We start from the raw sequence: 18,830 nt of genomic DNA, 5'->3' as shown, positions 1-18,830 counted from the left end.
AACGCGCGCCCAGTAGCCAGCGTTCTGCACTGGCACAAGGGGCACGATAGCTACATGCGCTGTCAAGGCTATTCCTTCGCCTTCTTGTACTTCTCCCAAGCGTCGGAGATATCGGAAAGCGAGCCCGCGACCGTGGCAATGCCCTCAAGCAAGTCGGCCGTCTTGACAGCCTTAGAGTTCTTGGCGTCAACAATTGACTTGTCGAGCTTCTCCAAAATCTTCTTGCTGTCGAGCGGCGCCAAGCCGCGATAGGCGTAGATGGCCTCAACAAGCGCATCAACGTCAGCACGCACAGCGTGGTCCGCTAAGCAGTCCATGCCTTCGGTTTTCGCCTTCTTCGCCTTATCCGAACGGCACGACGTCTCCAGCCGAACCCAAAGAACATTGATTTTTCGGGCCACATACCACCGTTCGAGTGTGATGGCACCGCCGAGCACCGTACGGTTCATCTCCACAATTTCGGCAGGCGCGGCATTGAATCGAACGACTGGTCCATAGTCGCCTCCGTCGTACTTCTTCTTAAGCCGGTCTCGCGCCTCCTCCATCGGAGGAATGACCGCTTCGACGGTAGCCTTCACGGCCGCATCTCGTTCAGCAGCTTCAATTGCCGAGAGCAGAGTTTTGAAAACCTTGTCCAGCGCTCCGATGATTGCGAGCGCATTTGCGTCCGTCGTTCCGACCGACTTTGCCGGCCCCAGCTTGGGTTCAGCCGAGGTGTCGGCTTGGAATGTTTCCGAGCAGCGCCTTACGGCCGCCTCGGCTTCTTTGGCCTTCAGTTGCATGGCCTCTTCTGCGCCCTGAGGCGCCTTGGCGGCTTCCCGGTCAGCCTTCAACTTTGCGATGTATCCAGCGTACGTCGTGTCGTCGGGCTTCTTTGCGACCTTGGCCACCAAGTCAGTTGCGTCCGAAAAAACCTTCAACGACTCGGCAGTAGCCGAGACGCCCGGCCTCGGCCTGCAGGTCAAATCCTCCAAGGTGACGCCCACTCCCAGGGTGTACTCAACCGCGCCGATAGCGTGCGCGCGAATCAGGTCCTTCTCAGCTGCGTCAATGACGTCGCCTGCACTCTTTGTCGTCTTAACCGCACCCTCCATGGCGTCGTTGAATCTCGTAGCAGTGGCACAGGCGGAGAGTAGACATACGGAGGCAAGCGACAAAATCGCTCTATTGGTCATGACTTCTTCCTGATGACGAGGTTGAGAGACCAAGCGCTTGCCACGGCTACAGTCTCGCGAATGTCGAGACGTGCATTATTTCAATTGGTATTGGCCGAAGCATCACCAACACTGTGGATGAAGGCGTGAGCGCCCGGCCGAGCCGCCTGCCGGGCGGCGCGTCACACCGCACGACGTTCGATATACGAGTAACCTAGCATGAGTACAGTAGGCGCTAGGAACCACAGCTCGTCCGCTCCGTGCATGTTGAAACTGAAGATGTACCCCGCCAAGAACGGCGACGCTTTCCTTGTTGACGCCGGCGGCTCACATATCCTTATCGATGCTGGATTCGCCAGCACCTATCAAAGTTTCATCGCGTCCGACCTAGCGGTCCTTGCGAAGGCCGGAGGCCGCCTTGACCTGGTCGTCTGCAGCCACATCGACGCGGACCACATCGGTGGCCTACTAGAATTTTTCTCGCTGAACGGGCCATCCGGTAGACGCGGCATCGAGGTTGATGCCGTCTGGCATAACAGCCTTCGGTCTTTGCCGGCGCCGAGCGCATTGCCTGATGCCTTGCATGACCGGATGGTCCTGGAAGCCATTAGGCGCCGCGGCTTCCAGGGCTCTACGTCCCCGGCGCCAAACCCCATCAGTGCCAGACAGGGAAGCTCGCTCGCTAGGCTGCTGCGCCAAAACGACTACCTCTGGAACAAGGGAGTCGGCTCGAGCTGCATCAGCGAACAGACACCTCCGTCGCATCTGCTGGGGGCAGTCATCCACGTCATCGGGCCGACGACCGGCCGACTCGGTGAGCTGCGCGAGCTTTGGCTGCGCGAGGTGCGAAAGCTGGGCTACAAAGGGTCCTCGCATCCCAGCGACCTTCTCGACGATGCCTACGAAATGTGGTGCGCCGCCGTGCATGCGTCGCCTGCTCCCCAAGCTAAGCCAATCGCAGCCAACGGCAGCCAGCGCCTCGCTGATATCTACACGCCGGACACATCCATCCCAAACAGCAGCTCCATCTCGCTCATCATTAGCACCGGCACCGAGCGTGTGCTTTTTCTGGGTGACGCATGGGCGGAGGACGTAGTGACCAAGCTGCGGGCGCTACATCCAGCATCCGCACCAGTCGTTTTTGACGCCATCAAGATTTCGCACCACGGAAGCCTACACAACACCAGCGTAGACCTGCTGGAGCATGTGGATGCGCCGCGTTTCCTCGTCTCATCTGACGGGACCCAGCACGGTCACCCAGACTTCGAGGTGCTGGCTGAAATCGTGGACCGACCGGCAGCCTTTGAACGGCACCTATTCTTCAACTACGAGACAGCAGCATCCAAGCGGCTCCAGACACACAAATCAAGGTCCGGCGCAGCCTTCAGCGTTCATGTCGCTGAGAACGACTGGATTCACCTGGGAGGGACCAACTCATGACTGAAGAAGAAATCAAGCAGGCCACATGCCAGGTGCTCGGCGAGGACGAGTCCGGAACTGGGTGGCTCATCGCCGCAGACCAAGTTCTGACGGCGTATCACTGCGTCGAAGCATCTGTTCGCGCCGGTGGACAAATCAAGGTGCTGTTCGGGATTGGCTCGTCAGCTGTTGAGCACACGGTCGCTGTTGGTGCCCACGACGAGGACCTCGATGTCTGCCTGTTACAGCTGGCTGCCCCGCTCGATGTCGAGCCAATTCCAATCGACGTTCGAGGGCTGCGCCCAGGCGAGAAATGGTTTGCGTTCGGCTACCCGGTGGCAAAGCTCCAATTGGGCCACATCATCAAAGGCGAGGTTCAGCAAGTCCTAACCGAGCGCGCACACGGTGTTGACTTAGACCTGTCCGTCGAGCCCGGCACACACCTTTCAGACTATCGCGGACTCTCCGGCTCAGCGCTCGTGGTGGGCAGTGTCTGCAAGGGCCTGCTTCGGCTCAACGTCGACAGCGCCATTGGCGCCTTAAGCCTCGAAGCGTTGAAGCCCTTTCTTGAAGCCAATGACTGGGGGCCCGATGAACGGGACGGCGACGAAGACCCTGCCCCATTCGGAACGCGACCGGCTTTTGACGCGCTCTTCGAAGCGGCACTGACAAAGAAGCGCGGCGGATACGTGTTTCTCGACGGGTCACACGGCGTCGGCAAATCTACCTACTGTCGGGAGTTCAGGCCGAAGGCGCCCGAACTAGACAGACTCGGCGTCTACGCATTCACCGATACATCTCGCGGCTCGACTCCTGCGCACCAGGCCCAGCCGGAGGTCTTCTTCGACTGGGCGAATTCATTACTCTCTGCCAGGGCGACGGGCAAGCCCGCCCGACTAATGGAGCTTTCCTACAGCCAGCTCATCGACGAGACCGCTAACGTACTCCAGGGCTTGGCAAGCCGATGCACGAAGGCAGGCAAGGTCGGTGTGCTGTTCATCGACGGTATCAACGAGGCAGCTGCCGCAGGGGACGAAACCCTCAAGCGCTTTATCAACCTGCTCCCACAGTCATTACCAGAAGGCTTGGTAATGGTCATCACCGGCGTCGGGCTGGATGCCATCGCCGGAGGCATCGGAGCAATCCTGCAGGGTGCAGACCGCTTAACCCTGCCTACGCTCGACCGCGACATCCAGTATGGGGTCTGCATCAACCTGCTACACAAGGACAAAGTCACGACGGAACTCGTGGCGACGCTTTGCGACAGAGCGTTGGGTCACCCGCTCTACCTTCGGTACTTGGCCGACTTGGTGAACAGCGGAGCGACCCAGGGTGACATCGCAGAGCTACCTGTATTCAGCGGCTCCATTCAGGACTACTACGGAACCATCTGGGCCAATCTCGTACCCAATGACGACGTTATCAATCTGCTAGGCATCATTGCTCGCCTGCGTTGGGGTATTCCGCCCAGCACCCTGACCACCATGCTGACCTCTGCCGAGGCTGGGGTGTTCACGTCGACCCTCCTCCGCGTTCGCCACCTGCTCGCCAACGCGGAGAGCACCGCGATTTACCATCCTTCGTTTTCGGAGTATGTGGTTCACAAGACATCGACCATCGCCGATTGGGTGCATGGGCGCTTGGCCGAGTTCTGCGGTACCCGAGAGAGCGGCGACTACGGCACTCTGAACAAGGTCTACCACGGGCTAAGAGGCGGTCTCCAGCCCGAGCAGCAGGCGATTCAAGCCTGTCAGCAGACTTGGGTGGACGACTCAGTCCTACTCGGCGTCGAGCCGGATGTGCTGCTCGCAGACATTGAAGACACGCTCGCATCCGCCACCAAGGTTGGGACGGCAACCGACATCGTCCGCCTGCTGCTGCTTTCCCAGCGTTTGACCTTTCGGTACAACGTGCTCTTCACGCAGACGGCAGAGTTGGTGGCTCTGGCGCTCGTCTCTTTGGGAAAAACTGAGGCAGCGCTTCGGCATGTTGTCCGCAATGGGCGCCTTGTAGTTTCCTCGGATGAGGCGTTTGCCGTCGCAAATGCTCTAACGCAGCACGGCAGCACCGAGCAGGCTTTGAACCTGTTGGACCTTGTCCAGCGCGAGGTAAGTTCAGTCTTCGAGAAGCTGGGCTCCCCGGATGGAGTCAAGGCAGGAGAATTGCTCGCCGCAGTCAGAGTGCGACTGCATGGCTTCTCGCTTGCGCAGGCCGCAGGCGATGACCCACCGTTCTCGCGGTTCATCGGTGGCATCGTTTATGGCATCTTGCGACACGCAGAGAGCAGTTTCTCGCAGGACGAAGGTGACGAAATCCTTCGCCAGCTGACGGGTCAGATGGCGGGAGCGTCGCTGTGCCTTAAGGACAACTATCGCCCCTTTAGCCAGTGGGGCGTGACGGCTGATGTTGACGTCCGTCACCAGCTTCTTGTATTCCTGCAGACCCTCGCCCACGCCGAGATGTACTGCGAACAATACGGCATCGCGCTCAAGCGAGAAGTGGTCGACCTTGTGCTCTCAGACATTGAAGACGCTATAGGCGCCGAGCTGCAAACCGAGGACCGGCGGTTCGTCTTCACAGACACGCTGATTGAAGCCGGTGCGGGCCCCTCCCTCGTCGAAGCTTACTCGGACGGCGTAGACCTAGGAGACGGCAGCCTTCCCTTCTATAAGAAGAACCGCGCAGACCCCGACGCCGACCTGTTCGAAGGAGCCATGTTGCGCGTCCGAGCCTCCTACTTTCTTGGGGACGAAGCGGCCGCTCCACCCGTGCAGGCGCCGACGAGCGAAGACTGGGAAGGCTCTCTCGATGCAATAGCACGTGCCGTTGCCTGGAGCGATGGAAAGGCTCGAAGAGCCACAGCAACAAACAACCAATTGGGGCTCGACTCCATTTGGTCGTTCATCGAAGACACCCTTCTTCCCTGCTTTGCGCTCAACCTCGAATCGCGGGTTTGGTGGGACGACAGCTATTTCATTCCCGAGAAGCTGCTACCGCCACTGTACGCTCGCCTGACCAAGCTACTGCTCGATTGCTTCCCGACTAAAAAATCGATTCTGCTTGACGCGATTGAGCGTGGCTTCGACGTGCAGCTCGGCCTATACAACGAGGGGTTCCGGGCGACTCTCCAAGAGGTTCTTGGGCTCTTCATCGCGCGCGTCCCAGAAGGTCCGGACTCAGACCAGGTCTTTGGACTTACTCTGCGCTGGAGAGACTATGTTGCCGCCAATGTCGAGAACCGTCTCGAGCTAGTGCCCGAGCTTTTGCAGATTGTTCCATTGTTAGTGCGGCTGAACGCCCCTGAAGAGGCGCTTAGAACCTACCAGTCGGTGCTGTCGGTCTCCATGGGGCCAGGCTGGTACAAGGAAGACCAACTTTCCATGATGTCCGGCACCTTGGAGGCACTTCCTGCCACCTCGCCCGTGCCGGCTTCGTCGCTTGTCCAAGTGGCGGGTTTGCTCGAGCGCGCTACGGGCGAGATGACATTTCAGCGGTTCATCCGCGCGGACAAGGGCAGACTCATCAGGCAGCTATGTCGGCGCGAGCTTTTTGCTGATGCTGTCAGGTACTTCCAGCACCAAAGCTGCGGCACGCTTGACGAACTATTCGCCCAGGCGACGACCGGAAACCTTGACCGCATTTCTACTCTGGTTGGCATGCGCTTTCCGGGTGCAGCCTTGGAGGAGCAGGCAGCACTGCTCGCAGTATTGCTGTACGCCCGAGGCCAGGCGGACTGGCGGCTGCGCTGGGCCCTTCTTGAAGTCTTCCAGCACGGCGACGAGCGGCATCTGACCGACTGGGGTCGAGAGTACGCGGTCATCATCACGGAGCTAACAAGTGCCCCTGAAGACCTCGCTCAAGCCAAAGCCCGAATTCGCTCGATTGTTACCTCGCTAAACACTGAGCGAGCATGGCTGCTGCTACGCGCCTTGGTTTCTGCGCTAACGCCAGAGGCGCGGCCAGCATTTGCCGCGATGCTGAGAGAGGCGAGCTCTGGGCTCGACGCGCGCCAGATTGAACGGTTGACATCCAGCTTCGGGTTGCGCGACGAACCAGGCGGCGACGCACCCGTGTCCAAGGCCGAACCTTCGCGGGAAAGAAGCAGCGACCCCGAAGCCGAGATGGTTGAAGACGAGCGCTTCTACATGCCTGGAACGTTTGGCAAGCGGTCGGCCGTCAAGGACGCCGATGCTCGACTTGCGTTCGCACGCTCGCAGGCAGTCCGGCGGAACTTCTCAGCGGCGGCTGAGGCGGCAGTTGGAGCGCTGCAGACACTGCAGGCAGGAGGCTGGTCAGTCTGGTCGAGCACCCATTCCGGCCAAGAGGCGGACCGACTTATCGGCGCCAACGTCCAGGATGCCGACAAGCTTGCAAGGCTGTACGGACCTCTGGTCATCGAGGAGCGTCATACGCAACGCTGGGCAATGGCCACCCACCTCATCGACCTAGTGGCAGGGAAAGTCGATGCCGCCCAGCAGGCAGCGCTGCTCGAAGTCGCAATCGACCACGTCAGGGAAATCGTGGGCGAAGCAGCTTCAACAGCGTTCGCCTACATCGGGACGGGCAAGATTGGCGCTGCATCGGAAGCCTTGTTCGAACTCTTGCTCTGGACAGTGGACCACCCTTCCTGGGAGCGTCGCGACGGCGGGGCGGCCATGATGCTCTGGCTCGCGCGCGCAGATGGTGACTGGCTCTCGAAAATTGCCCGCCTAGCCATTTCCATGGACAAGAGGAACAGGGCAGACATCGCCTCGGCAGTGCTGGACATCCTCTCTCGTGAAAACCCAGTCGGTCTCTGGCAGCGCATAGAGGCGAACGTTGACATTGCGATAGTGCTGGAGCAGTGTCGTCACGTGGGCAGGTATTCCGTTCTGATGCGTGTCGCCGAGCGCGCGAGCAAGAGAGGGAACGGCTCGGCCGCGGCGGCGCTCAAAGCGCTTCAGGAACGCTTCCTAGAAAGCGTCCATAGCCCCACGAGGGCGCATGACAACGCGCCGCCCAGGTACGTACCGGCGACTCTGTATTTGCCCTGGCGTGAACTGCTCGACCTCGGAGTGATGACAGAAGATGCTTTCAGAACTTTCGCCTTCCAGATGGAAGCCTCATCCTCGCCGCTCACGGTCGACATGGCTCGTGCGCTTGAGTCGCTAGTTGCCGAGGGCGGACGCGAAAAGCCCGACCTTGCAACCGGTCGTTGGGCTTCGGCGGTTCGATATGCTTTAAGCGTCGCGCTCTTCCAGCCGATGCCTGCCAGCAAGTTGGCAAGGACCGAGGCTGTCCTCAGGGCATATAACCCGGGAAGCCTTGTTGAGCCCGATAACGGCCGAGGACTACTGGCAAGCCTAGTGACGTGCCTGGAGAATGGCCAAGAACAAAGCTATCTGCCGTCGCACGGCAACCTCGTCTTCCTCGACTTGCAGTGCTTCGTAGAAATGGCACATCGCACGGAGCACGTGGAACTTGTCGCGCATCTCGACCCACCAGGGCCTTCTCGACCGCCACTGCACAACCCCCCTACGTTCAAGGCGACCGAACTGCCTCGGCCAGGAGCTGATGAGCCAATCTCTGTCTGCGGCAGAGCAAGGCCGGCCATCGCCTACTTCGGCTCCATCAGCCCCGCGGTACCCACGCCTCGGTTCCTCGAGCTCGCCGGGGCGCAGACATCGAGCACGACTCGATACCATTGGAGGGGTGGGGACACCGTGACGAGCTTGGCCTCAAGTCGGCGACACGAGGTCGCTCTACTGGCCATCGAGCGAGATGCTCTGTCCCTGCCCAGCGGTTCGAAGTTGCGCTGGACGCTGCGCATCAACGGCGAAACCCGAGCGATATTGACTAAGTACTAGAGAGCCACCAACCCATGTTTACGTCGATGCAGACGCCCTTGACTAGGGCCCAGTTTGAAGAGCGCCTGAACTACGCGCGTGAGCTGCTGAAAAATGGCTTGATGCACTTCTCCAAAGGGCTGCGCGGGCCTGAAAGCTTGGCCAACGTCCGCTACCTGCCCAACCGTCGCATCGACCTGCTGAGCATCGATGAGATGGCGCGGTTGAACGCAAACATGGCGTACCAGATGCGGGACATGGACCTCGGCGAAACACTTGTGGACGACAAGGGCCGTTGAAGACTGGTCGGACCTAGTCGAAGCCGCGGGCGGCGCATTCCCGGAGGAAGGCCCCTTGCAGGAATTCGAGCTGGTCACCCGTCCTGACGTCTCGGACCTCGAGGTCGCCGCACTCCTCGTTTCCCGACATTGGGTCGATGACGCCGAGCACGTCCGCTACACCCTCCATCAGGACAAGCTGTAGCAGCGGCACCAATGCGCCCAGCTGTTCTTCTGAAAGGGAGCGGACCAAGTCGAAAGCCGGAGCATCCCACCTTTGCTTTCCTGGGCGCAGGGACGCCGGTGGGTACTCACGAATCCGTTTCAGCAGCTCCGCCTTTCATCGCTTCTCTCTCCCATACGCTATGCGCCTGAGACGATGAAGCGACCGGCCTTTATCCCTGGGACGATGCTTTGACGGCGCTCGCAATCAGTAATCGCATACGCGTCGCCTGGGGTGAGTTATGCAAATGGCAGAAGCCGCGTAGCGGGGGCCGTGTCCCCGCATCCCGAATCGAATTTAGAAGTGGTACTTCTCGCTCCGCCGTCGGAAGGCCTGCTCCGACCCCTCCATGATGTCGAGCACGGCTTCCACCACTTCCTTCCGGTCAAGCCCGCCCTGGACCTGGATGCGACCGCGGCCGGCCTCGCCCTTCAAAGCAAGCACAAGTTCGGCATCCCCGTTCACCGGTAGGTTTGCGTTATGCGTTGCCACGATGAGCTGTCGCCGCGACTTGACCTTCCTAAAATCGTCCACCAGGTTCTTGTAGATGAAGCTTGAGTCAAGCTCATCCTCCGGCTGGTCGATGACGATGGGGCCATCGCCGCGAGCGAGGAGCAGGTTCAGCAACAGCGTATTGCGCTGGCCTTCGGACAGGGAACCGTTCATCGAGCCGACGACAACACCACCGTCAGTGACGAGCTCAACATCGATGCCGTCTCCCACGCGAGTCGTCCTCACGTCCTCCCATATCCGGCTGACGTCTTTGCTCTTCAGGTGGGCAGTGAGCAATGGCAGCAGGTCATCCCGCGTCTGCGTCGAAAGCTGACTGGCCAGGTCGGGGTCAACCTCTGCAAGCTCAATCGTTTCCCAGGGGCTCTCTTCGCTCGCGCGAACGCGCCAGCCATGGTGCACGGCGCTGCCAAGGTCATCCCAGCGCTTCGCGAGCTTCTCCCGGCCATCCTGCGGCGTCACCCGGCGCCACTGCGTCATGAACGATTCGAAGTCACCCATGTACGAGGTTTGAATCCTTGCCATCTGCGACATCGATTGCTGAATGCTCTCTGCCATGCGCTGACGGATTGCGAACTGTTGTCGCCACAGTTGGTGCAGGTGCTGCAGCAGTTCGGGGAGCAACGCCGCCGATGTGCGCGCCGCATCCCATCGTTCGACAGCCCTTAGTCGTTCCGCTTCCTTGGTCTTGCGCTCTTCCAACAGTTCCGTCAGCTTGCTGATGTCCTCCGGTCGCAGCCCCTTCTCTTCGCAGGCCTGGAGGAATGCCTGACTGATGCTGGCGACCTCCTGGAGGAAGCCGGCCGACGCGTCGGCGCCGATAGCCTCTTCCAGCTTCCCGCGGAACACCTTCAGCGCTGCATCGACTTCTCCGGCGAGGGAGGCTCGCGCCTCGTTCACCTTCGCGATGCTTTCGTTGAGCCACTCGGACATCGGCCAGTGCCCTGTCGGTTCCACAGCGTACTGATTGCGCAGGGCCGCAGCTGACGAAGCCAATCCTTCAACCTCCTCAGAGATGGAGTCCTGGACTCCTTCTAAGAAGGTCTGAGCCTCCACGGCGCCTTGATGCCTGCGCGAATCGTCCCGAACCGCCTTACGCGCCTCCAGTTGCCGGTCGAGTTCCTGTAGCTCCTGATTGATGACCTGGAGGCGTGAGTCCAGCTCTGAAGCGTCTCGCCGAGCTTGGAACGACGCGTTGAGGCGCAGTTTTAGCTCCGCCTCCACCGTCCAACTTGCCTGTAGCTCAATCGCGGCAGCGGCGTCGATGATTCGGAGCACGTGAGCCTGGCCGCCTGCGCCGGAGGTCATGCGACTCAACTCACCTTGACTGTAAAAGCTGGCCCTCAACTGGCGCAGGACAGTTCCGAGGTCTGTGACCTCACGACCCTCCAGCCTCCGAATTGGTTGCCCGGCTGGGCCCGGCATGTAGACCAGCACGTCTTCGAGCCCGGGGGCAGTCTCGAACGCGACCCGCACTTCACCGCCACCCGCGAGGGAGTTGACGAACTGAGTCTTCTTCTTCTGAAGGGATTGGTCCTCGGTCCTGCTTACTTCCGGACCATCGTTCAGTGCGAAGTGGAGGTACTCGATCAATGTCGATTTGCCGCTGCCCCTGCCGCCGATGACACAGTTCAAGTTCGGGGAGAACGACACCGCAAAGTCATCAAGAAACTTTGCGCCGCGCACCTCAACGGAAATGATTCGAGGGTGGTTCTGCACATCTGTGGGGCTTGGCCCCTTCAGACGGATGCGGGATTCCGAATCGAGGAAACTTTGGCGCAACGCCTCTATCGAGGGCTTCGACATCTTGACCCAGGTGTGGCGATAACCCAGCGCGTTTGGCCCAACTTCGCCGGTCTGGGGGTCGACTTTCAAAGACTTGGCGTCTGATGACATAACCAGCGCCAGTGGACGTTCGGCCCGGCCCCAGTCGCGGTCGCGCCCCGCCAAAATGTCTCGGTAGCGGTCTGGGACCGGCAGAGTAGTCACCTCGACCGCCATGAGTTGCGCCAACTGATAGTCGTGCCGGTTCCGAGGGTTCTCAAGAAGGCCGTCGTTCTGGTCCGAATGGGCAGCAATCACCATGCCGCCATGCTCGCCCTGCACGACCTCCAACAGCGTCTTGAGGCTGACGTTCTCGTTGTTGCTGCGGAGCTCCTGCGGAAGCCCTCTCACGAAGCGCCGCTCTTCCACAAGACCAAGTCGGGTCAGAATTTGATTCACCCGCCAGATGTGACGTTGAGTCCTTGCCGGCCCGAAAAGACACAGCACGTGATACCCAATGTCCACCTCGAAGCCCGGAAAGATTGAGATTGGCTCACGCCCAAGTTCGCGGGCCACGCTCCGGTTCTGTTCGACGAGGTGCGTCAGGAACCAGTCTCGCGAGTCTGTCTTCTGAGAAAAATTGTGGTCGGTGATACCGACCATTTGCAGCCCGACTTCGTGGCAGCGCATCAGGAACCGGCGCGCAATCGCCTGGATGGGGGTTTCGTCTGCTTTGCGAGGACCTGCGGCACCGTCGGCACCAGGCGGCTGGTCTACGAGCGGTCGACGAGGCTCCGGTAGCCCGGTCTCAGCGTCAGCCCAGTGAGCCGCGTCCTCGGGTGTCTGAACCTGAAAGTCGCACTTGACCCAGCGCATCCCCTCGTAGGTACTCATCTCCACTCCCCGTGGTTTGCTGGACTGGTGACGCCAGCTTCTCAACCCATCCTATCCGAGCCTCACGAGGAAAAAAGGCCCCGACTTGCGTCGAGGCCCTTCGAATCAGTCTGTACTCGGCAGCTCGTCGATGACCTCCATGTCGAGCCAGAGGCTATCCTGCTCCTTATCGGCCATCGGCCATCGGCCTCATGACTCTGGAGCCGCCCATGTCGCGCAAGAATGATTTCTCCCGTCGGCCACTATTGCCCTGAATGCGCTATCGCACCCCAACGCGTAGCACCCGTGTTGACAGCGTTCACAACGCCCTCAGCATCCTAGGCAACTTCCTCTCGGCCGCCTGAGTGGCTAGGTGCCTGCAGCAGGACCACAAACCACGACGCGGCGCCTTGCTGGTACGCCGAGGTGGCCACCACACGCTCGCAGGGATGGCGGTGTGCTCCTGCAGCGCGCGGGCACCCTGCTCCGCTTCCGCCTGATTGGCCCACCGCGCTCGCAGCCAGGCCGCCACCTGCGTGAGCGGCTGGGTGGCGTCGGGTGCGGTTGTCCCGGAGAGATCGTCCCGCGCCTGCGGCACACCGCCGGCATCAAGCAGCAGCATGTCGTTCAGGCTGATGTCCTCACGGGTGTCCTTTTGCTTCACCCGAAGCAGCAGGAAGCGCTGTTGGCCCTGCCGAAGCACCATGGCGGCCGGCACACCGATGCACTGCGGGAAGTCGCTTCCCTCATCGGGCTCCACCAGCGGCACCACCTGTTTACCGGACGCAACCAACAGGCCGCACGAAGGCGCTGAGGCACCAGGACCAAAATAGAAACGCACAGGCGGTGCATCCGTCGGCCAGGTGCGGGCCGGTGGACCGGCGAACCCGCTGTCGAACCTGAGGGACGCCGCATCACGGAGATCCGCCTGGGCGTGACCGACCGTCGGAAGGGCGGCCAGCGCCAGCAAAGAGGAGGCAGCGATCGCAAGTCGAGACATCGTGTGAATCATTTGACTCCAGATTAAGGTCCTCGGTCACCTCATCACCGTCTTCCGCATCCACCAACGCCATCGGCGGTCGCAACCAATACCGTCTCCGCCGCGACCGTTCGCACCCCAATTCCGGCGCCTGTGTCGCCAGCGGTCCATCGCTGCGCCATTGCCAGGCGCCGCAATCCACGGTGTTGATCCAGGTCGTGCCGAGGGCCCGATAACGCGCCACCACCTCCTCCCGAGGGTGGCCGAAGCGGTTCAGATACCCCGACTGCGCCACCGCGACCCGCGGCGCCACGGCCCGCACAAACGCCAGCGACGACGACGTCTTGCTGCCGTGATGCGGCACCACCATCACCTCCGCACGCAGCCCGCTCGGCACCGCCTCATCGCCCTCATCGCCCTCATCGCCCTCACCGCCCTCACCGCCCACCGGCCCGTCGATGGCGCGCCCATCGGCATCCCCACGTCGCTCACTCAGTTCACCGGCGCCCTGCCCATCCCCGTAGAGCCTCAGCAGCCGCCGCTCCCGTGCGATGTCGATGTCCCCGGTCAGCAGCACGCGTCGCCCGCCCGCCTCCACCATCAGCACGCAGGAGGATCCATTCCGACGTCGATCGGTGGCCTCATCCGCTTCGCCCGCTTCGGGTGAGAGCACCTCGAAGCGAACGCCGTCCCAGGTCCACGCCTCGCCACGCACGCAAGGCTGGGCGCCCCGCACCGCACCTCGCCGTCGGGCCACTGGCAGCCCGTCCAGCACGCTGGCGGCGCCGCCGGCATGGTCCTGGTCTGCATGGCTGACCATCAGCAGATCCACGCGCCGATCGCCCAGGCCGCGCAGCAATGGCAGCAACACCCGATCGCCGGCATCCGCGCCGGGGCCCCATCGCGGGCCGGCGTCAAACAGCAGCGTGTGGCGATGCGTGCGCAGCACCGCCGCACCGCCCTGCCCTACATCCGGCACCCAGAGTTCCAGCACGCCCGGCGGTGGACGCGGCGTCTGAGGCCACAGCAGCGGCAAGGCCAGCGCAACGCCGCACAGCCGCCAGGTCCAGGCCCACGGCAATGCGGCGATCACCCCACCGACCAAGCCAAGCGCCTGCGCCCAAACAGGCGCCCAGGGCAGATGCCACACGGCCAGCGGCAGCCCGCGCAGTGCCTCCAGAAAGGCATGAAGGCCCGCCACCATCCAGGCGCCGGCGGTCCACAGCGGCGCCCAGACCGCGCCCAGCATTGCCAGCGGCGTGATGACATACGACACCCATGGAATCGCCACCGCATTGGCCAGCAGGCCGATGATCGACAGCTGCTGGAACAGCAGCAGCGTCAGCGGGGCCAGGCCCAGCGTGATCGTCCATTGCGCGCGAACGGTCGATGCCAGCGCCCCCGACAGGCCCGGCTCGGCCGGCACGCCGCTGGCCATCAGCAAGGCCACCGCGCAGAACGACAGCCAGAACCCCGGCTGGGTCAGCGCCCAAGGGTCCATCAGTCCGACGGCCAGCGCCGACACCGCCAGGCTCAGGCCCCACGGCCAGCGCACCCCGACCTGCCGCAGCACCGACAGCGTCAGCACCAGACCGAAGGTGCGCTGGGCCGGCACGCCCCAGCCGGAGAACACCGCATACAGCCCGGCCGCCACGGTGCCGATCCACATCGCCGCGCGCGGTGCCGGGCAGTGCAGACACAGCCAACTGCTGCGCCGCCAGAGCCGCCCGCCCAGCAGGCCGGCCAGCCATGAAAACATGGTCACATGCAGGCCACTCACCGACAGCAGGTGCGAGACACCGGTATCCCGGTAGAGCGACCAGTCGGTGGGTCGCACGGCGCCCTGGTCGCCCAGGCTCAGCGCGGCCAGCACGCCGCCGCCCCGACCGTCGCTGACACGTGCATCGATGGCGTCGCGCAAGGCCTGCCGCGCCTGGTCCACGCCCAGCCAGGACCCGTCGGACAAGCGTTGCTGGCTGCGACTGCGGCAACTGCCCGCAGCGGGCAGATCCTGCTCCAGCATCCAGAGCGCGGCATCGCCGGACTTCGGATTCATCAGTCCGTAAGGCCGCTTGAGCTTGACGTCCAACTGCCAGCGCTCACCCACCCGCGGGATCGACGGCATGCCGTAGCACGACAGCATCAAGCGCGGCGGCGCACCTTCCACGGATCCAGCGACGCCGTCCACGTCAAACCGCATCCGCCATCCCTCGCTGCCACCGATGCCGCTCAACCGCTGCGGCAGTCCAGCGATGCGGCCAGTCAGCGTCACGACCTGGCCCTCCAGCGCCGCCGGCAACAGTTCGGCGAGCCGCCAGTGGGCGCGCGCGGCCGTCAGCGCGGTGCCCGACACCGTCGCCAGGACCGTCCAGGCCAGCCAGCGCACGGGCCAAGGCCAAGGCCAGGGACAGGGACGCTGCGATCGCAGGCGTGCCCGCCGGAAGGCGGAGGTCGACAGCACGACACACCCCACCGCCGCCACGATCACCATGCCGATGAGTCCGACCCACTCGGCTTCAGAAGGCAACCGTGCCCAGGTCTGCACCACCCCCATGCCCAGCAGGGATGCCGACAGCGTCAGTGCCCAGGCCCAGGCCGGGGTGTAGGATTCGAGCGATGGTCTGAGAGGCTTCTCGGGCCCTGTCTCCCACCCACTCCCGTCATCACCGACCCCAGTCCCATGAGCACCCGTACCGCGTCCGTCTACGACCGTCTTCAGCAACTCGGCATCACCCTGCCACCGGTGGCCGTGCCCGCCGCCGCCTACGTGCCGTTCGTGCGCACCGGCAACCTGGTGTTCCTGTCCGGTCATATCGCCAAACAGGATGGCAAGCCCTGGGTGGGCCAACTGGGCAAGGATGTCGACACCGCCACCGGCAAGGCCGCCGCGCGCGCCATCGCCATCGACCTGATGGGCACGCTGCACGCGGCCGTCGGCGATCTGAACAAGGTGACCCGCATCGTCAAGCTGATGAGCCTGGTCAACAGCACCGGCGACTTCACCGAACAGCACTTGGTGACCAACGGCGCCTCCGAACTGTTCGGCGAGGTGTTCGGGCCGCAGGTCGGCGCCCATGCGCGCAGTGCCTTCGGGGTGGCGCAGATTCCGATGGGCGCTTGTGTCGAGATCGAACTGATCGCCGAGATCGCTGATTGATGAGCGCGCTGACCCCTTCCCGCGCGCTGGCCTTCAGCGCGCTGGCCTCGGTCGCGGCCTTGGCCGCCGCGCTGGTCGCCCAATATCAGTTCGACATCAAGCCGTGTCCGTGGTGCGTGATGCAGCGCGGCATCTTCATCCTGATCGCCGTGGTGAGCGCCCTGGGCTGGCTGCTGCAACGCTTCAGCGCCGCGCGGGTGCTGTCGCTGCTGCTGGTGGGCGCCCTGGCGGTGGCCGGGCTGGTCGCGGCCGGGTATCAGCATGAGGTGGCCGCCAAGCTGGCGAGCTGCGACATGACCTTCGCCGACCGGGTGCTGACTGCGCTGGATCTCGAGGCCCGCTGGCCGTCCGTCTTCATGGTCACCGCCTCCTGCAGCGAGGCTTCCGCCTACACCTTGCTGGGCCAGCCCTACGAGATCTGGAGCGGCCTGCTGTTCACGCTGATTGCGTTGTTCAGCCTGCTGTCCGTGAAGCACCGCCGCTTGAACCGGCGTTGATGGTGGTGCATCGGCGCCCTGCGCATGTCGATGCAGATCAAACGAACGGGACCCTCGGGTCCCGTTCTTGTTTCAGACTGTGAGCAGGCCGGCCGTGGCGGCGGCCGCCTTCAGAAGTCCAGTTGGCCGGCCTCGATGCCCAAGACCTGGGCCAGACGCGCCCGCATCGACCGCGCCAGCCACATGCTGAGCTCCAGTTGCTCATAGTCGGGCGGCGAGAGCCCCAGCCGCGCCGCCACCGCGTCCAGCGCCAGACCCAGATGGGTGCGCCAGGCCTGGGCCGGTGTCATGCCTTGTTGGAACACCAGGGCCACCACCGGATCAGGCACCCGGCTGCCGGTCGACGCGGTTGAGCTGTAGATGAATCGCATGGGGGGCATCTGAGCTGAGTTCGCCTACACAAACAAGTGGGGACATGACCCGTCTTTGCGATCCGTCGACTGCTGCATCACCGGACTTGAGATCGCCCACACCGCGGCGTCCTTCACGGACCTGTCATCGCACCTCGCCACGATCGGCGGCTTTGCATCTGACCGGAGTCATGCCATGGATCGCCGCCGCTTCCTGAATGCCAGCGCCCTTGTCGGGGGTGCGTCGTTGATCCTGCCGCAGGCGGTTCGTGCGCAGGCGCCCGCGATGATCACCCGGGACGGCATGCGCCCGCAGATGCCGCACGGCGTGCAGAGCGGCGATGCGCTGTCCGATGCCGCCGTGATCTGGACCCGCAGCGACCGCCCTGCCCGCATGTGGCTGGAATGGTCCACCACCGCCAGCTTCGCCCAGGCGCAGAAAGTGCGCGGCCCGCATCTGCTGGAGGACAGCGACTTCACCGGCCGGGTCGACCTGCGTGGGCTGCCTGCGGGCCAGGAGATCTTCTATCGCGTCATGCTGCAGGACCTGCACAACGAGCGGGTGATGTCCGAAGGGGTCAACGGCCATCTGCGGCTGCCCGCCGCCGCCGGCACGCGGCCAATGCGCGATGTGCGCTTCGCCTGGAGCGGCGACACCGTCGGCCAGGGCTGGGGCATCAACGAATCCTGGGGCGGCATGAAGATCTATGAGCAGATCCGCCGCATCAATCCCGACTTCTTCTTGCATTCCGGCGACACCATCTATGCCGACAGCCCCATCAGCGCCGAGGTGAAGCTGCCCGACGGCACCCTCTGGACCAACCTGGTGACCGAGCAGGTCAGCAAGGTCGCCGAGACGCTGGACGAATACCGTGGCCGCTATCGCTACAACCTGATGGATGCGAATGTGCGCCGCATGTCGGCCGAGGTGCCCCAGATCTGGCAATGGGACGACCACGAGATCACCAACAACTATTCCGACAGCAAGGACCTCAGCGCCGACAAGCGCTACACCGAGAAGAACGTCCCGCTGCTGGTCGCGCGCGGCACCAAGGCCTTCATGGAATATGCCCCGATGCGCCGCTTCGGCGATGCGGAGGCGGAGCGTGTCTATCGCCACCTGCCGCAGGGACCGCTGCTGGATCTGTTCGTCGTCGACATGCGCAGCTACCGCGGCCCCAACAGCGCCAACCTGCAGACCGAGGAAAACGCCGAGAGCACCTTCATGGGCCGACCGCAGCTCCAATGGCTGCTGGACGGCCTGAAGCGCTCCAAGGCGGTCTGGAAAGTCATCGCGGCGGACATGCCGATCGGCCTGCAGGTGAACGACGGCAAGGATGCGCAGGGTCAGGACAAGTGGGAAGCCATCGCCAATGGCGAGGACGGCGCGCCGAAGGGCCGCGAACTCGAGATCGCCCGACTGCTCAGCGAGATCAAGCGCGCCAACCTCCACAACATCGTGTGGCTGACCGCCGATGTGCACTACACCGCCGCCCACTTCTTCGATCCCACGCGGGCGAAGTTCAGCGACTTCCTGCCCTTCTGGGAATTCGTCTCCGGCCCGCTGCATGCCGGCGGCTTCGGACCGAACAAGCCGGATGCGACCTTCGGCATGCAGGTGGTCTATGAAAAGGCCCCCAACGAAGTGAATGCACCGCCGACCAACGGCATGCAGTTCTTCGGGCAGGTGGACATCGACGCCAAGACCCGCGCCATGACGGTCACGCTCAAGGACCTGGTCGGCGCCTCGCTCTACAGCAAGACGCTGGCGCCACATCGGGGCTGATGCATCGGCGCATTC

General features: G+C 63.0%; 12 protein-coding genes. 6 read left to right on the top strand and 6 right to left on the bottom strand.

Features of this window, described 5'->3' with window-relative positions; all coding sequences use genetic code 11:
• Positions 1–68 precede the first annotated feature (68 nt).
• Positions 69–1,175 (bottom strand): hypothetical protein, encoded by a 1,107-nt coding sequence (locus N4261_RS09535; RefSeq protein WP_261759920.1) that lies wholly within the window; start codon positions 1,173–1,175, stop codon positions 69–71.
• Positions 1,176–1,418: 243 nt separating this feature from the next.
• On the opposite strand from N4261_RS09535, the gene avs1a reads away from it, so the two are divergent.
• From avs1a to avs1c, 3 genes are read left to right on the top strand one after another with little or no spacing between them, the layout of a single operon-like run.
• Positions 1,419–2,594, top strand: a complete 1,176-nt coding sequence (avs1a, locus tag N4261_RS09530) for an AVAST type 1 anti-phage system MBL fold metallo-hydrolase Avs1a (protein WP_261759919.1) — start codon at positions 1,419–1,421, stop codon at positions 2,592–2,594.
• A complete protein-coding gene (gene avs1b, locus N4261_RS09525) occupies positions 2,591–8,419 on the top strand; it encodes an AVAST type 1 anti-phage system protease Avs1b (protein ID WP_261759918.1) in 5,829 nt (1,942 codons plus the stop codon). The genes avs1a and avs1b overlap by 4 nt, the downstream gene beginning before the upstream one ends.
• A gap of 26 nt (positions 8,420–8,445) precedes the next feature.
• Positions 8,446–8,697 carry an AVAST type 1 anti-phage system protein Avs1c gene (avs1c, locus tag N4261_RS09520; protein ID WP_261759917.1) on the top strand — a complete coding sequence of 84 codons (252 nt, stop codon included), beginning with the start codon at positions 8,446–8,448 and terminating at the stop codon, positions 8,695–8,697.
• Between the two features lie 13 nt (positions 8,698–8,710).
• Here avs1c and N4261_RS09515 read toward each other — a convergent pair whose 3' ends face one another.
• The 4 genes from N4261_RS09515 to N4261_RS09500 form a co-directional block, all read right to left on the bottom strand.
• Positions 8,711–8,929 carry a hypothetical protein gene (locus N4261_RS09515; protein WP_261759916.1) on the bottom strand — a complete coding sequence of 73 codons (219 nt, stop codon included), beginning with the start codon at positions 8,927–8,929 and terminating at the stop codon, positions 8,711–8,713.
• Between the two features lie 267 nt (positions 8,930–9,196).
• Positions 9,197–12,067, bottom strand: coding sequence for a TrlF family AAA-like ATPase (locus N4261_RS09510; RefSeq protein WP_261759915.1), 2,871 nt, complete (start codon positions 12,065–12,067; stop codon positions 9,197–9,199).
• A gap of 298 nt (positions 12,068–12,365) precedes the next feature.
• Positions 12,366–12,839, bottom strand: a complete 474-nt coding sequence (locus tag N4261_RS09505) for a hypothetical protein (protein WP_261759914.1) — start codon at positions 12,837–12,839, stop codon at positions 12,366–12,368.
• Positions 12,840–12,960: 121 nt separating this feature from the next.
• Entirely contained in the window at positions 12,961–15,579 is a 2,619-nt protein-coding gene (locus N4261_RS09500) for a DNA internalization-related competence protein ComEC/Rec2 (protein ID WP_261759913.1), read from the bottom strand.
• A gap of 126 nt (positions 15,580–15,705) precedes the next feature.
• On the opposite strand from N4261_RS09500, the gene N4261_RS09495 reads away from it, so the two are divergent.
• A complete protein-coding gene (locus N4261_RS09495; RefSeq protein WP_261759912.1) occupies positions 15,706–16,182 on the top strand; it encodes a RidA family protein in 477 nt (158 codons plus the stop codon).
• Complete coding sequence (locus N4261_RS09490; RefSeq protein WP_261759911.1) at positions 16,182–16,679, top strand: disulfide bond formation protein B; 498 nt, start codon at positions 16,182–16,184, stop codon at positions 16,677–16,679. Before N4261_RS09495 ends, N4261_RS09490 begins: the two co-directional genes overlap by 1 nt.
• Before the next feature lie 110 nt (positions 16,680–16,789).
• Here N4261_RS09490 and N4261_RS09485 read toward each other — a convergent pair whose 3' ends face one another.
• Positions 16,790–17,050, bottom strand: coding sequence for a helix-turn-helix domain-containing protein (locus N4261_RS09485; RefSeq protein ID WP_261759910.1), 261 nt, complete (start codon positions 17,048–17,050; stop codon positions 16,790–16,792).
• A 175-nt stretch (positions 17,051–17,225) separates the two neighbouring features.
• On the opposite strand from N4261_RS09485, the gene N4261_RS09480 reads away from it, so the two are divergent.
• Positions 17,226–18,815: an alkaline phosphatase D family protein gene (locus N4261_RS09480; protein WP_261759909.1), complete on the top strand. Its 1,590-nt coding sequence runs from the start codon at positions 17,226–17,228 to the stop codon at positions 18,813–18,815.
• Positions 18,816–18,830: the final 15 nt, after the last annotated feature.

Origin of the sequence: Roseateles amylovorans, from assembly GCF_025398155.2 — a bacterium.
Lineage (GTDB): Bacteria > Pseudomonadota > Gammaproteobacteria > Burkholderiales > Burkholderiaceae_C > Roseateles > Roseateles amylovorans.
This window is presented reverse-complemented; position numbering and strand designations above follow the sequence as displayed.

Coding starts and splice junctions, on each gene's coding strand:
- N4261_RS09510 (WP_261759915.1), bottom strand. CDS start 12,067: ATGAGTACCTACGAGGGGATGCGCTGGGTCAAGTGCGACTTTCAGGTT.
- N4261_RS09495 (WP_261759912.1), top strand. CDS start 15,706: ATGAGCACCCGTACCGCGTCCGTCTACGACCGTCTTCAGCAACTCGGC.
- N4261_RS09535 (WP_261759920.1), bottom strand. CDS start 1,175: ATGACCAATAGAGCGATTTTGTCGCTTGCCTCCGTATGTCTACTCTCC.
- avs1b (WP_261759918.1), top strand. CDS start 2,591: ATGACTGAAGAAGAAATCAAGCAGGCCACATGCCAGGTGCTCGGCGAG.
- N4261_RS09490 (WP_261759911.1), top strand. CDS start 16,182: ATGAGCGCGCTGACCCCTTCCCGCGCGCTGGCCTTCAGCGCGCTGGCC.
- N4261_RS09480 (WP_261759909.1), top strand. CDS start 17,226: ATGGATCGCCGCCGCTTCCTGAATGCCAGCGCCCTTGTCGGGGGTGCG.
- avs1c (WP_261759917.1), top strand. CDS start 8,446: ATGCAGACGCCCTTGACTAGGGCCCAGTTTGAAGAGCGCCTGAACTAC.
- N4261_RS09500 (WP_261759913.1), bottom strand. CDS start 15,579: ATGGGGGTGGTGCAGACCTGGGCACGGTTGCCTTCTGAAGCCGAGTGG.
- N4261_RS09485 (WP_261759910.1), bottom strand. CDS start 17,050: ATGCGATTCATCTACAGCTCAACCGCGTCGACCGGCAGCCGGGTGCCT.
- avs1a (WP_261759919.1), top strand. CDS start 1,419: ATGTTGAAACTGAAGATGTACCCCGCCAAGAACGGCGACGCTTTCCTT.